The sequence below is a fragment of the Vibrio sp. PSi01 genome (genome assembly GCF_054960695.1).
This window is the reverse complement of record NZ_JBHNYN010000001.1, coordinates 91,577-104,950: the sequence shown is the minus strand read 5'-3', so window position 1 is coordinate 104,950 and position 13,374 is coordinate 91,577. Positions and strand designations below refer to the sequence as shown.

General features: G+C 43.4%; 13 protein-coding genes and 1 riboswitch. Of the genes, 6 read left to right on the top strand and 7 right to left on the bottom strand.

Going from position 1 to position 13,374, the window contains the following annotated elements:
- Window positions 1-91: 91 nt before the first annotated feature.
- Window positions 92-269, bottom strand: a riboswitch (Lysine riboswitch).
- 364 nt (window positions 270-633) lie between these two features.
- Window positions 634-1,044, top strand: coding sequence for an H-NS family histone-like protein (locus ACFI6G_RS00445; protein WP_010439989.1), 411 nt, complete (start codon window positions 634-636; stop codon window positions 1,042-1,044).
- Window positions 1,045-1,257: 213 nt separating this feature from the next.
- On the opposite strand, the gene ACFI6G_RS00440 is transcribed toward ACFI6G_RS00445, so the two are convergent.
- Window positions 1,258-2,562 (bottom strand): inosine/guanosine kinase, encoded by a 1,305-nt coding sequence (locus ACFI6G_RS00440; protein WP_010439988.1) that lies wholly within the window; start codon window positions 2,560-2,562, stop codon window positions 1,258-1,260.
- Between the two features lie 102 nt (window positions 2,563-2,664).
- Window positions 2,665-2,934: a hypothetical protein gene (locus tag ACFI6G_RS00435; protein ID WP_010439986.1), complete on the bottom strand. Its 270-nt coding sequence runs from the start codon at window positions 2,932-2,934 to the stop codon at window positions 2,665-2,667.
- A 204-nt stretch (window positions 2,935-3,138) separates the two neighbouring features.
- Between ACFI6G_RS00435 and mnmA the strand changes: the two genes are divergently transcribed.
- From mnmA to purB, 3 genes are all read left to right on the top strand, one after another.
- Window positions 3,139-4,275, top strand: a complete 1,137-nt coding sequence (gene mnmA, locus ACFI6G_RS00430; protein ID WP_010439984.1) for a tRNA 2-thiouridine(34) synthase MnmA — start codon at window positions 3,139-3,141, stop codon at window positions 4,273-4,275.
- A gap of 42 nt (window positions 4,276-4,317) precedes the next feature.
- Window positions 4,318-4,935 (top strand): high frequency lysogenization protein HflD, encoded by a 618-nt coding sequence (hflD, locus tag ACFI6G_RS00425; RefSeq protein ID WP_010439981.1) that lies wholly within the window; start codon window positions 4,318-4,320, stop codon window positions 4,933-4,935.
- 143 nt (window positions 4,936-5,078) lie between these two features.
- Window positions 5,079-6,449, top strand: a complete 1,371-nt coding sequence (gene purB / locus ACFI6G_RS00420; RefSeq protein WP_016768562.1) for an adenylosuccinate lyase — start codon at window positions 5,079-5,081, stop codon at window positions 6,447-6,449.
- A gap of 297 nt (window positions 6,450-6,746) precedes the next feature.
- Here purB and htpX read toward each other — a convergent pair whose 3' ends face one another.
- Entirely contained in the window at window positions 6,747-7,610 is an 864-nt protein-coding gene (gene htpX / locus ACFI6G_RS00415; protein WP_010439977.1) for a protease HtpX, read from the bottom strand.
- A gap of 256 nt (window positions 7,611-7,866) precedes the next feature.
- On the opposite strand from htpX, the gene ACFI6G_RS00410 reads away from it, so the two are divergent.
- A complete protein-coding gene (locus ACFI6G_RS00410; RefSeq protein ID WP_133126295.1) occupies window positions 7,867-8,055 on the top strand; it encodes a hypothetical protein in 189 nt (62 codons plus the stop codon).
- A 114-nt stretch (window positions 8,056-8,169) separates the two neighbouring features.
- Here the strand turns inward: ACFI6G_RS00410 and bioD are convergent, their stop codons facing one another.
- The 4 genes from bioD to bioB are packed head-to-tail and all read right to left on the bottom strand — an operon-like array spanning window position 8,170 to window position 11,892.
- Window positions 8,170-8,853: a dethiobiotin synthase gene (gene bioD, locus ACFI6G_RS00405; protein ID WP_010439972.1), complete on the bottom strand. Its 684-nt coding sequence runs from the start codon at window positions 8,851-8,853 to the stop codon at window positions 8,170-8,172.
- Window positions 8,850-9,653 (bottom strand): malonyl-ACP O-methyltransferase BioC, encoded by an 804-nt coding sequence (gene bioC / locus ACFI6G_RS00400; RefSeq protein WP_010439970.1) that lies wholly within the window; start codon window positions 9,651-9,653, stop codon window positions 8,850-8,852. Before bioC ends, bioD begins: the two co-directional genes overlap by 4 nt.
- On the bottom strand, window positions 9,654-10,853 hold the full coding sequence (bioF, locus tag ACFI6G_RS00395) for an 8-amino-7-oxononanoate synthase (protein WP_371964272.1): 1,200 nt from the start codon (window positions 10,851-10,853) through the stop codon (window positions 9,654-9,656).
- Window positions 10,840-11,892, bottom strand: a complete 1,053-nt coding sequence (gene bioB, locus ACFI6G_RS00390; protein ID WP_010439965.1) for a biotin synthase BioB — start codon at window positions 11,890-11,892, stop codon at window positions 10,840-10,842. The genes bioF and bioB overlap by 14 nt, the downstream gene beginning before the upstream one ends.
- A 156-nt stretch (window positions 11,893-12,048) precedes the next feature.
- Here bioB and bioA point away from each other — a divergent pair, with 156 nt between their 5' ends.
- Window positions 12,049-13,326 (top strand): adenosylmethionine--8-amino-7-oxononanoate transaminase, encoded by a 1,278-nt coding sequence (gene bioA, locus ACFI6G_RS00385; RefSeq protein ID WP_016784635.1) that lies wholly within the window; start codon window positions 12,049-12,051, stop codon window positions 13,324-13,326.
- The last annotated feature ends 48 nt before the right edge of the window (window positions 13,327-13,374 follow it).

Sequence of the window (13,374 nt, the reverse complement as noted above, 5' to 3'; positions counted from 1 at the left end):
TATTTGGCTAGAGATCTACTGCAGACAAACTTGATACGGCTTATCAAGCTCATGTTGAACTAAGCGAAAGGGAAGTGAACACTTCACCCAACCCTACAGTAGCGCTCCATAGTTTAAAATTAAGACTATGGCAGTGTTGTACCTATTGAGCACAACCCCAGCAAATTGCTTAGATATACAATTTACTTCGGCAATTAGACCTTTCATTCCCGTTCATTGGCATCACCCCAACGAAAACTACTTTTTATAATTGCACCTCTACGTGCGATAACATTATTAACCGTTGAAACCAAAGTTTAACAACAAATCAACCAAAGCATCGCATCAGGTAGCCGCAATTGTACTCATCAAGGGCAGCATTGCAACATATCATTCCGACAAAAATAGTTTTTTGTTAATGAAGTAATCAATAGAAGAATAGTCAACTTAAGGTAATTACTCCACCAGTCACATATCAGTTTTTTAGATATTCTTAATAATTATTATAAATTCACTAGGAGTTCGCCTTTTCATTTTCAACTATTCATCTCAATTCTTTATTTAAATATGTAATAGAAGAAATACTATTTGTTTTATTCCTAGGCTCTGTTTATTATTAGGAGGATTATTTAGTTTACCTTGATGGGAAATATCATGTCTGAATTAACAAAAACTTTATTAAATATCCGCAGCCTTCGTGCATTCTCACGTGAATTAACTCTTGAGCAACTTGAAGAAGCGCTAGACAAGCTGACTATTGTTGTACAAGAGCGTCAAGAGTCTGAAGCTGAAGAACGTGCTGCTAAAGCAGAGCAAGAAGCTAAGCTTTCTGCTATCGCTGAACAAATTGCAAAAGACGGAATTGATGTTGCTGATCTTATCGCTGCACTTTCTGGTGAAGCAAAATCTAAAACGACAAAAGCTAAACGTGCTCCTCGCCCAGCTAAATACAAATATGTAGATGCAAACGGCAACGAGAAAACTTGGACAGGTCAAGGCCGTACGCCTTCAGCTATCCAAGAACAACTAGATGCTGGTAAATCTCTAGAAGAGTTTGCTCTTTAACGCATCGTGTTTGCTAAGTGAATAATCAATAACACACTAAGCAATAGAATTAATATTTAAGTCGACCAAAGTATTATTTACGGCTTGAATATATTCAGAAACAAAAAAGGCTCCTTTCGGAGCCTTTTTTATATTTTGTTATTCGTTACTGGATTTGATAAACACAGTAGCGTACTTAATAAACCGAGAAGTTCATTTGATAAGTACGACACCTTATCTTTCCCAGTAAGCTTCTTCTAAACTGTCTTCTCTTTCAGGAAGACCACGAGATAAACGTGGAGAGTGTTGAACTAACACTTCATAACTTGCTCGGTTTGAATATTTACAAACTTGCGAGAAAGACGAATACGTCAAAAATGAATGTTGGTGCTTACTTGAGTTAGGCACGTTTTCTTTGTGGTATTTATTCGCAGCCATATCATGCAATAAAGCCGATAACGCAGCATCACCTGCACCATTGGTATTCTTGATCTTTTCAGGGCCACCCATATAAGGTGCAATGTGCGAATAGATCTTAGTCGGGTTGTCACATAAGTTTTTATGAGCAGGACGGCTAAACTCGTAACGGTTAAATTCCGCAATAGAACCCGGTAATAGAGGTAAAGACGTTTCACGCTTTGCGGCGTCTTCTGTGTAACCCGCCATAAATAGGCCAACAGGGCCTGCAGTACATAGAACTAAGTCAACCCACTCTAGCGCTTTGTCAGAAGCGGCAAGAGGATCACTTTCACCAGTTAACGCTTCCGCTTCGTCTTCGTTCATTGCAACAACTGTTACATGCTGCTCAAGGAAATCTTTCCAAAACTCTGGATCATCTTGAATAACGAATTTAGTTCCCAACGTTAATACAACGGGTACATCATATTTCTTCGCGTACTCGATCGCTTTCATTGTTGCATCAGGCATTGGGTCGCCAGGTTTACAACGAACTAAATAAGCGGTTAATACCAAAGCAGAAGCACTTTTGAAGATCTTTTCAGGAATACTCTCAGGTTTTAGTTGGTTCATTTGACCTTCGCTAATTGCGAAAGTACGTTCACCATCTTCAGTAATTAATGCAAAGCAGCGACCAATTGCGCCATCTACCCCTTGTAAATGATTCAGATCCATTCTGCTTGATGTATTACATAAATAACGATAACCATAGCTACCAATCTTAATATCTTGGCTCATTACACCTAGCAGCGTTGAACGGTCATCTGCCAGCACTGAATAGTTGTGTAATGTATTGCCGATCGTACCACCAGCATATTCATTGGTAATCAAGCACTGCTCTTTTAATTCTTGATATAAAGACTCTGCAGCTTCGTCACCGATGACTAGCGAATGTCCCTTACTTAAGCCATATTTTTCGATTAGCTCAGAACTCACTTTCGCTTCGATATCCACCAATGTTTGGTCAATGCCGATAATATGAGTACGTGACATTCTTTTACTAGTTTGAGCTTGGCTAACTAAAGGGTCACGAGCGTGAACCGGAAAATAGTGCTTTGATTTACGTTGTCCAGGGAATTTCATAGGGCTAGTCTAAGTCAAGGGGAAATAGGTGGCGGATTCTACCGCGCAATATTTAACGCGGCAATCTTTCAAACTATAGCAAACGTTTGCTGTACTATTTTTTTATTCGCCTTCCATAAAGCTTAAATCAGGCAGCATACCCAAATGCTCTGCATAACGTTTTTGATTGAACTCTGCACCATTTTTCATTACGTCAAATACTTCAATAGCCAGTGCACATGCCATAGCCGCAATTGCTTCTTCACGCGGTGTACCAGTCATCATTAAACGCATCAACGTCTCTTTCACTTTCACTGGTTCACCATCCTCAAGCTGGTTCTCGATGATCTCAATCAGCTCTTCTTCTTGCATAAATTCATTTTGTTCAGACATTTTTTTATCTCAGGTCTTGGATTTCGAGCGACTATGCCACATATACTTCTGACATCCTAGCGACTCACCTCGCTCTCATGCGATTCTCTAACAAAGTCAGCGCACTATTTGTGCAAATGAAACTGTGATTCCGGTCTCGGATCTGTCACGGCGTTTCTCTTTCTGTTAGAATCTGCGACCAAGTAATAGTAACGGTGTTTAGACATGTCAGATATCAGCTCTGGAAACAGCGAAAAGAAAGTAATTGTCGGTATGTCCGGCGGTGTAGATTCGTCAGTATCGGCGTATCTTCTTCAGCAACAAGGCTATCAGGTAGAAGGCCTTTTCATGAAAAACTGGGAAGAAGACGATAACGAAGAATACTGCACGGCAGCTGAAGATCTTGCTGATGCTCAAGCGGTATGTGACAAATTAGGTATCCACCTTCACACTATCAACTTTGCCGCAGAGTACTGGGACAATGTATTCGAATACTTCCTTGCTGAGTACAAAGCAGGTCGTACGCCAAACCCAGACATTCTTTGTAATAAAGAAATCAAATTCAAAGCATTCTTAGAGTTTGCAGATGAAGTATTAGACGCAGACTACATTGCGATGGGTCACTACGTTCGTCGTACTTTTCCTACTCAAGAAGAGCTAGACGCTGGTGTGAAACCAGAAATGCTACGTGGCCTAGACAGCAACAAAGATCAAAGCTATTTCTTATACACATTAAGCTCAGACCAAGTGGCACGCAGCCTATTCCCAGTTGGTGAATTAGAGAAACCTGAAGTGCGACGTATTGCTGAAGAACAAGATTTGATTACAGCAAAGAAAAAAGACTCAACGGGCATCTGCTTTATTGGTGAACGTAAGTTCACTGAATTCTTAGGCAAGTACCTACCAGCACAGCCGGGTAACATCGAGACACCTGAAGGCCAAGTAATTGGTCAACACCAAGGTTTGATGTACCACACATTAGGTCAACGTAAAGGCCTGCATATTGGTGGCACCAAAGGTGGTGGTGGTAATGAAGAACCATGGTTTGTTGGTGAAAAAGATCTGAAGCGTAATGTGCTGATCGCAGTACAAGGTAAAGACCACCCTCTTTTGAAATCAGAGGGTTTGATTGCTTCTCAGCTTCACTGGGTAAATCGCACACCAATTACTGAAGTTATGACATGCACGGTAAAAACTCGTTACCGTCAAACCGATATTCCTTGTACAATCATCCCAATTGATGACGAGAACATTAAGGTTATTTTTGATGAACCACAGATTGCTGTGACCCCTGGTCAATCGGCAGTATTCTATCTAGACGACGTTTGTCTTGGTGGTGGTATCATCGAAAAGCGCATCTAACTATTATCAAACGAACGATAGAAGACAACTAGGAGTTACTACGTGGCTAATACACTTTATGACCGTACTATTGCTTTCGCCGGAATTTGCCAAGCTGTGGCTTTGGTTCAACAAGTAGCGAAAGACGGCCATTGTGATAAAGATGCCTTCGAAGCTTCACTCAGTGCTATTTTGAATACCAATCCGGTGAATACTGTGGGCGTATTTGGACGTGAAGCGAACCTAAAGCTTGGCCTTGAGTGCTTAGTAAAAGGTATCGATAGTACTCCAGCTGGTAGCGATATCACGCGCTACATCATCAGCTTGATGGCGCTTGAGCGTAAACTATCTTCTCGTAACGATTCGATGTCTCAACTTGGCGACCGTATACAAACGGCAGAACGCCAAACTGAACACTTTGATCTGTTTGACGAGCAAATGATCAGTAACTTAGCGAGCATCTACCTAGATGTTGTGAGTCCTATCGGCCCTCGCATTCAGGTATCTGGGACACCATCAGTACTTCAACAGACGTCGAGCCAACATAAGGTTCGTGCGCTTCTTCTATCAGGGATTCGAAGCGCTGTGCTTTGGCGCCAGGTTGGCGGTAAACGTCGCCACCTAATCTTCGGTCGTAAGAAGATGATCGAGCAAGCTCAAATCTTATTAGCTCGAATGTGATTTATTAGCTCGCGCCTCGTCGCGAGCTTGTTTTTTGTATCAACACAACTCTCACGCAAACGTTTGCGCAATGTGCGTGACAATTGAGATTGTTACTGGTATAAACCTCTCAAAATTTAGAAAACTCAATTCAGGAGAACACCATGGAACTGTCAGCATTGACTGCTGTTTCACCAGTAGACGGCCGTTACGGAAGTAAGACTATTGCACTACGCAGCATCTTTAGTGAATTTGGCCTACTAAAATACCGCTCTATCGTTGAAATTCGTTGGTTACAAAAGCTTGCACAAACTGATGCAATCGCAGAAGTACCAGCGTTCAGTGCAGAAGCTAACCAGTTTCTTGATGAACTAGCAGCTAACTTCAGTGAAGAAGACGCTCTGCGTATCAAAGAGATCGAACGCACGACAAACCACGACGTTAAAGCGGTTGAATACTTCTTGAAAGAGAAAGTAGCTGGCGTTCCTGAACTTCACGCAGTAAATGAATTCATTCACTTTGCATGTACTTCTGAAGACATCAATAACACATCTCACGCACTTATGCTTAAAGAAGCTCGTGACACTGTGATTCTTCCAGAAATCCGTAACGTAATTGATGCTATCAAAGCACTTGCGAACGAGTACCGTGATATTCCTCTATTGTCTCGTACACATGGTCAGCCAGCTTCTCCTTCTACTATGGGTAAAGAGATGGCTAACGTTGCGTACCGTATGGAACGTCAATTCAAGCAAATCGAAAACGTTGAGATCCTAGCGAAAATCAACGGCGCTGTAGGTAACTACAACGCACACCTTTCTGCATACCCAGAAGTTGAATGGCACAAGTTCAGCGAAGAGTTCATCACTGAATCTCTTGGCGTAACTTGGAACCCGTACACAACTCAAATCGAACCTCACGATTACATCGCTGAGCTATTCGATGCAATTGCTCGTTTCAACACGATCCTTCTTGACTTCGACCGTGACGTTTGGGGCTACATCGCTCTTGGTCACTTCAAGCAGAAGACTATTGCTGGCGAAATCGGCTCTTCTACTATGCCGCATAAAGTTAACCCAATTGACTTCGAAAACTCTGAAGGCAACCTTGGTCTAGCTAACGCAGTATTCAGCCACCTTGCACAAAAACTTCCAGTTTCTCGCTGGCAGCGTGACCTTACTGACTCTACGGTTCTTCGTAACCTAGGTGTGGGTGTTGGCTACGCAATCATTGCATACACTTCGACTCTGAAAGGTATTAGCAAGCTTGAAGTTAACCGTGCTGCGCTACTTGCTGAACTAGACAAGAACTGGGAAGTATTGGCTGAACCAGTACAAACAGTAATGCGTCGTTATGGCATCGAGAAGCCATACGAGAAGCTAAAAGAGCTAACTCGTGGTAAACGTGTAGATGGCGAAGGCATGCGTGCATTCATCGATGGTCTAGAGATCCCTGAAGACGAGAAAGTTCGCCTAAAAGAGATGACTCCAGCGAACTACATCGGTCAAGCAATCGAGCTAACTGACAAGCTGTAAGGTTCGAATTTCGAATCACAGAATAGACTAAGGCTTCCCATGTGGAAGCCTTTTTGTTGAGCGGAACAAAATGTATTGAGCACAAGAACCGCCAGCAAAATAATACAAAGCAAACCAGTATCATTGACCTACTCATCTTAATCCGTTCGATATAATCCATTCCATATCGTAACGCTTTATCACCAGACACATAACTCCCGGAGACTTACTCTCTTGAATGACAAGATCAAAAAAGGCCTCCCGAAGGAAGCCTTTCAAATGTATCTTGTCGATTAGTGACAAAAGAATACGTAGCGATTACATGTTACGTAGAGACGCAATACGCTTATCTAACGGTGGATGGCTCATTAGTAGCTCAGTAAGAGACTTCTTACCGTTGATACCAAACGCCATCATAGAACCTTCTAGTTGTGGTTCGTGGCTCACCTTTAGACGCTCCAGAGCGGCAATCATCTTCTCTTTACCCACTAGGTTCGCTGCACCTGCATCGGCATGGAATTCACGATGACGGCTGTACCACATCGTAATGAAGCTTGCTAAGAAACCAAATACCAATTCCAACACCATAGACACACCGAAGTACACCATCATGTTGCTGCCGCCCTCTTCTTCGTTGTCATTCGACGCAACAATGTTAGCGATGAAACGAGATAAGAAGATAACGAACGTGTTCACAACACCCTGCATTAACGTCATGGTCACCATGTCTCCGTTCGCAATGTGGCTAACTTCATGTGCTAATACTGCTTCAGCTTCATCACGCGTCATGTTGTGTAGAAGACCTGTTGATACTGCGACCAATGAATCATCACGCTTAGCACCCGTCGCGAATGCATTGATGTCTGGCGAGTCGTAGATCGCCACTGTTGGCATACCAATACCAACTTGTTGAGATTGACGGCTTACCGTCTCCATCAACCAATGTTCTGTTTCGTTACGTGGGCTTTCAATGACCATGCCGCCTACTGAGCGTAGTGCCATTTTCTTTGACATCATTAATGAAATGAATGAACCGCCAAAACCAAATACTGCAGCCATTAACAACAAGCCTGAAAGGCTTCCTGGTTGCATACCTGTAACTGCATATACAATATTAAGAACAACACTTAGTACCAATACAACCGCAAGGTTGGTTGCAAGGAACAACATTACTCGCTTCATTACTTATCTCCGCATGAAAGCTATTTTTATAAAACTTATTGTTATAGGCAAGGCAGACAGCAATTGATTCCAGCCTTGAAGACTTATACTTACTTATACATATAGTCTTAGATTAAGAAAACAAGGTTAAGCATTAAATTGCAACATTTGATTACGAGATTGTAGCCGCGTTAATTATGGTCTATTAGACCTAAGTCGTATGGTGTCGATATAACAATCCGTTTACAGTGACTTCAGATGATTTATTGGCTAGTCCATGTACAAAAAGGGAACGATCATGGTTGAAGGTACTAACACTCAAATGGCTATCGATTTACTGTGCTGTCACCTAGGGATTACTGAAGAAGAAGCGAAAAAGCAGATTGGAATTCTAACACCGCAAACGGCTCAGGCAGAAATCACAGAAACACAGCAAGCGCTAATGGGACTAACAAAAGAACATTGATCCTAAGCTTGCTTATGTAACAGACCAATTGTTTATAAACCAATGGTCAAAGGCTTAACAGAGAAAAAGGGCTGCAATCGCAGCCCTTTTCTTGTTTGACGTATAACTTGAGATTTAAAGATCAAGTAGTGGTTGAACATTAATGTACTTACCAATGTTCTTTGACTTCGCTTTTGGTACGTAAGGAATTTCACCTAACTTCGGTGCACCTAGCTTATCCTCAAGCATCGCAATAATATCAGCATAATGTTCAGTGCCTGGATTAATACGGTTCGCTACCCAACCTACTAGATTTAGGCCGTCAGCACGAATCGCTTCTGCCGTTAATAGAGCATGGCTCAAACAACCCAGTTTAATACCTACAGTCAAAACCACTGGAAGCTGTTCTTTTTTAACCCAGCTAGACAGATATTCGTCGTCTGAAACCGGAACACGCCAACCACCAGCACCTTCAACTAGAACGATATCAGAATTTTGCTTATGCGCTTCAAGCTTCGCTGATAATATCGCTGTATCAATCACTACGCCGTCATGCTTTGCCGCGATGTGAGGCGATGACGGTAGCAATAACGCATATGGATTCACGTCTTCGTAAGCAATATCTTGCGTTGCCGCTTCTTGAAGGTGCAATGCATCACTATTACGCAACCCTTCTGGGTATTGCTCGCTTCCGGCAGCAACTGGCTTATAGCCAATTGTTGATAAATCTTGCGCGGCTAAAGCTTGAAGAATCGCTTTTGAAACCACAGTCTTTCCAACTTCGGTATCCGTACCTGCAATGAATAATGCATCAATCATAATTGAATAACCCCTAAACAAACTTGATATGTTGCTGGCAAGAAACCTTGATGGTTTTTAAACTCTCGATATTCCCGTTCAACGAGCTGCAACATGCGGCGACTTGTTAAACCTTGTGAGCGACCACTTACGTGATTAGCGCCGATACCTTTAAGGTCGCGCATCAGTTCAAACGCAGTGTCGTACCAAACGGTGATGGTGGGCAAGTCTAGTTGATGAGCCGTACAGCTAGATTGCGCTAACGCAATTTTTACCTGATTGATTGTAATAAAATGGTTAACGTGTTGATGTGTGTCAATTTTAGACCATGATTTTTCTAACTCAAACAGTGACCCATAAAGCAAAGTTGAGAAAATCACAGACCCACCAGCCGCAGTGACACGCTTCATCTCTTTCAAAGGCGACGACAAGTCGTCACACCATTGCAACGCAAGGCTAGAGAAAACGATGTCAAAACACCCATCTTCAAACGGTAATTGTTCGGCATCGGCTTGTTGGTATAAAGAGACAGATGCGCCACAACGTTTTTCTGCTGTTTCCAACATTCCAACAGAAAGATCAGCGCATACTACTTCGGCCCCTCGTTTTACAAGTTGCTCTGAGAAATAACCAGTCCCACAACCTAAATCGAGCACCTTTAACCCTGATAGATCACTCGGTAACTTATCCAGTAGTCGGTGGCCGACATCTCGCTGAAACTCAGCGTGTTTGTCATAGGTTGTTGCTGCGTTTCCGAAGGCTTTGGCAATCGCACTTTTGTCTTGGCCTACGTAATTATTCACTACTGCTTCTTGTGACATTTACTGAGCCTCTTTATTTGATTCTAAGCTTGGATCGATGCCCGATTCACTGCTTCGGTCAATTGCCTGATGCAACGACCTGGTTAACTGATGAATCTGATCCTCACTGTGATTCGCCGTTAAGGTAATACGCAAACGAGCTGTCCCTTTCGGAACGGTTGGCGGCCTTATCGCCGTTACCCAAACTTGTTTACGCTTTAATTCTTCAGCAACAGACAGTGCCGCCTGTGCTTCACCGATTACAAACGGCTTAATCGGAGTCTGAGTATCTATAAAACCTTTCACGCCACTCATCTCCTCCGCATAGATCGCACCTAGCTTCATGAGCTTCTCTCGACGCCACTCTTGCGTCTGAATCATCTGACACGCATGAGACAAAGCCACTGCTTGTGAAGGTGGCATCGCCGTCGAGTACACATGATGACGAGCAAACTGAGTTAAGTAATCACCCACTTCTAACGAACAAAGAATCGCAGCACCAGAAAGGCCAAATGCTTTGCCAAAGGTCACCACCAAAATATCCGGTGAGATTTGTGCTGCACTGCAACTCCCAGCCCCTTTATCACCTAATACGCCGATACCGTGGGCATCATCAACCACCAACCAACTGTCGTATTGATGAGTCAGGTTAAAGATCTGGCTGAGAGGCGCTTGATCGCCATCCATGCTGAAAACGCCCTCAGTCACGACCAAGGATTGTGGAGATTGGCTTAGTAGAGACTCTAGATGCTGCGTGTCGTTGTGCTTAAAGCGTTTCATGGTTGCAGGTGAAAGCATCCCCGCTTCCATTAAAGAGGCGTGGTTAAGTTTGTCTTGCAACAGAGAGTCGTCTTTTTCGAGCAGAGAAAACAACAAAGCTTGATTAGCGCTGAAACCAGAACTAAAGAGTATGGCTCGTTCAAATCCAAGCCATTCACACAGCTGAGCCTCTAAATTTAGATGAGCAGGACTAAAACCTGTGACCAATGGCGATGCCGCACTGCCGGCACCATATTGGGAAAGTCCGGTTTGCCATGCATCGACCAGTTCAGGATCGTTTGCCAAGCCTAAATAGTCATTACTCGAAAAATTAATGAAGTTAGAACCTTCACTATTAAGCAAAGGGCTATTGCTGTTTTCGAGTACCTTAAGTTGACGAGTTAGCCCTTGCTCGCGACGATGAACAAGGGCACTTTTGATGCGAGATTTAAACAGTGGCATCGTAGAACATGTCATCTTTCGTTGGACGAGCAGCAACGCGCTCCACCACTTGATCTAACAGTTCATTTTCTTGAATTTCGTCAGGCTTTTGAGCCACCTGTTGGCTATTGATACCCAACTTCTTAAACAACTGCATATCCGTGTCTTCGTCTGGGTTTGGCGTAGTAAGTAACTTACAGCCGTAGAAGATAGAATTTGCACCCGCCATGAAACACATCGCTTGCATCTGTTCATTCATGTTCTCACGACCTGCAGATAGACGAACCGCAGACATTGGCATCATGATGCGAGCAATCGCAATAAGCTTAATGAAGTCAAAAGACTCAACATCATCAACGTTTTCCATCGGTGTGCCTTTCACTTTTACGAGCATGTTGATTGGCACACTCTCAGGGTGTACTGGAAGGTTAGCCAGTTCTACAAGTAGACCCGCACGATCATTGGTGCTTTCACCCATACCAATAATACCACCAGAACAGATCTTCATACCGGCATCACGCACGTGAGATAATGTATCTAAACGATCTTGGTAAGTACGAGTAGTAATGATGCTGCCGTAGAACTCCGGAGAAGTATCAAGGTTGTGGTTGTAGTAATCCAGACCTGCATCCGCTAACTCGCCAGCTTGATCGGGCGTTAGCATACCTAGCGTCATACAGGTTTCTAGGCCCATGCCTTTCACACCTTTGATCATGTCAGTTAGGTGAGGCATATCGCGTTCTTTCGGATTTTTCCATGCCGCGCCCATACAGAAACGAGTCGAACCCGCGTTTTTGGCTTTTTGCGCCGCATCCAAAACACGCTCGACTTCCATTAAGCGTTCTTTGTCGACATCCGTTCGGTAGTGAGCACTTTGAGGGCAGTATTTACAGTCTTCAGGACAAGCACCGGTTTTAATCGATAGAAGCGTACTCACCTGCACGTGGTTGTGCTCTTGGTACTGTCTATGAACCACTTGAGCTTCAAACATTAAATCCATAAACGGTTTTTCAAGCAGTGCTCTTACTTCAGCAACTGTCCAGTCATGACGAACTTCCACGTGTCGATCCTTTTTATTATTTGATATTACATCTCTATCAATAGAGATTGTATTTATGCTTGGATAGTCTACCGACAAGCTTTAGACTGTCAACACATTGATAATATAAAAAGTTTACATATGGTTACTTTTTAACCAAAAAGAATGGGAGTTACTATGGATCTCGCCTTTGATCGCCAGCATATCTGGCATCCCTACACATCAACGTTAACACCTCTGACCTGCTATCCAGTCACCAATGCAGACGGTGTTTACCTAGAATTAGAAGGTGGAAAACGCATTATTGATGGCATGTCATCTTGGTGGTCAACCATCCATGGCTATAACCACCCAGCATTAAATGCGGCCGCTCACAGCCAAATCGATAAAGTTTCACACGTTATGTTCGGTGGTATCACCCACCAACCCGCTATCGATCTATGTAAAAAGCTTTTGAATCTCGCGCCAAATAATCTTGAACATGTATTTTTGGCCGACTCTGGCTCGGTAGCCGTGGAAGTTAGCCTAAAAATGGCACTGCAGTATTGGCACGCTAAAGGGCAACCTCGTTCAAAGTTTCTCACGCTAAGAGATGGCTACCATGGCGATACCTTTGCAGCGATGTCAGTCACTGACCCAGATAACTCAATGCATAGCCTTTACAAAGGTTTTTTGCCTGAACACATTTTTGCAGACTCTCCGAAAACAGGTTTTTGGGATCAATGGAATGCGAGCGACATAAACAGCTTTCGAGAAAAGCTAGCCGCACACCACCAAGAAGTTGCTGCCGTGATCTTAGAGCCAATCGTCCAAGGTGCTGGCGGTATGCGTATCTACCATCCTGAATTTCTGAGACAGGTTCGCTTGCTGTGTGATGAATTCAACGTCTTGCTGATCTTGGATGAGATTGCGACCGGGTTTGGCCGTACAGGGAAACTTTTTGCTTGCGAACATGCCGATATTCAACCGGATATCTTATGTGTAGGTAAGGCGCTAACTGGTGGCTACATGACCCTTTCAGCAACGCTTGCGAGTAAAGAAGTTGCTGACACAGTATGTGGCGGTGAAGCGGGTTGTTTTATGCACGGTCCAACATTTATGGGTAACCCATTAGCTTGCGCGGTAGGTGCGGCAAGCTTGTCCATCATAGAGCAAGGCGATTGGCAAAATCAGACTCAACAAATTGAGCAACTTTTCTCTGAGTTGCTACCGCCTTTGCGAGAGCATAATCTTGTCAAAGATGTTCGTTGGTTGGGCGCTATTGGCGTCGTTGAAACCCATACACCTGTCGATATGGAAACCATCCAAGCTCACTTTGTTGAACAAGGGGTTTGGATTCGTCCATTTGGTAAGTTGATTTATATGATGCCTCCCTTCATTAGCAAACCGGAACATATTCAACAACTTGTGAAATCAATCGATTCAGCAATCAAGGATCCAGCTTGCTTTAAATAAACCAGTAACAACAGATAGAAGCGCCTTAATTGGATGTTTCTATCTGTT

What these genes read in the sequence shown, in the direction of transcription:
- bioD (WP_010439972.1), bottom strand. Translation starts at nt 8,853, where the DNA reads ATGATTGATGCATTATTCATTGCAGGTACGGATACCGAAGTTGGAAAG.
- bioF (WP_371964272.1), bottom strand. Translation starts at nt 10,853, where the DNA reads ATGCCACTGTTTAAATCTCGCATCAAAAGTGCCCTTGTTCATCGTCGC.
- mnmA (WP_010439984.1), top strand. Translation starts at nt 3,139, where the DNA reads ATGTCAGATATCAGCTCTGGAAACAGCGAAAAGAAAGTAATTGTCGGT.
- purB (WP_016768562.1), top strand. Translation starts at nt 5,079, where the DNA reads ATGGAACTGTCAGCATTGACTGCTGTTTCACCAGTAGACGGCCGTTAC.
- ACFI6G_RS00440 (WP_010439988.1), bottom strand. Translation starts at nt 2,562, where the DNA reads ATGAAATTCCCTGGACAACGTAAATCAAAGCACTATTTTCCGGTTCAC.
- htpX (WP_010439977.1), bottom strand. Translation starts at nt 7,610, where the DNA reads ATGAAGCGAGTAATGTTGTTCCTTGCAACCAACCTTGCGGTTGTATTG.
- ACFI6G_RS00445 (WP_010439989.1), top strand. Translation starts at nt 634, where the DNA reads ATGTCTGAATTAACAAAAACTTTATTAAATATCCGCAGCCTTCGTGCA.
- bioC (WP_010439970.1), bottom strand. Translation starts at nt 9,653, where the DNA reads ATGTCACAAGAAGCAGTAGTGAATAATTACGTAGGCCAAGACAAAAGT.
- ACFI6G_RS00435 (WP_010439986.1), bottom strand. Translation starts at nt 2,934, where the DNA reads ATGTCTGAACAAAATGAATTTATGCAAGAAGAAGAGCTGATTGAGATC.
- ACFI6G_RS00410 (WP_133126295.1), top strand. Translation starts at nt 7,867, where the DNA reads ATGTACAAAAAGGGAACGATCATGGTTGAAGGTACTAACACTCAAATG.
- bioA (WP_016784635.1), top strand. Translation starts at nt 12,049, where the DNA reads ATGGATCTCGCCTTTGATCGCCAGCATATCTGGCATCCCTACACATCA.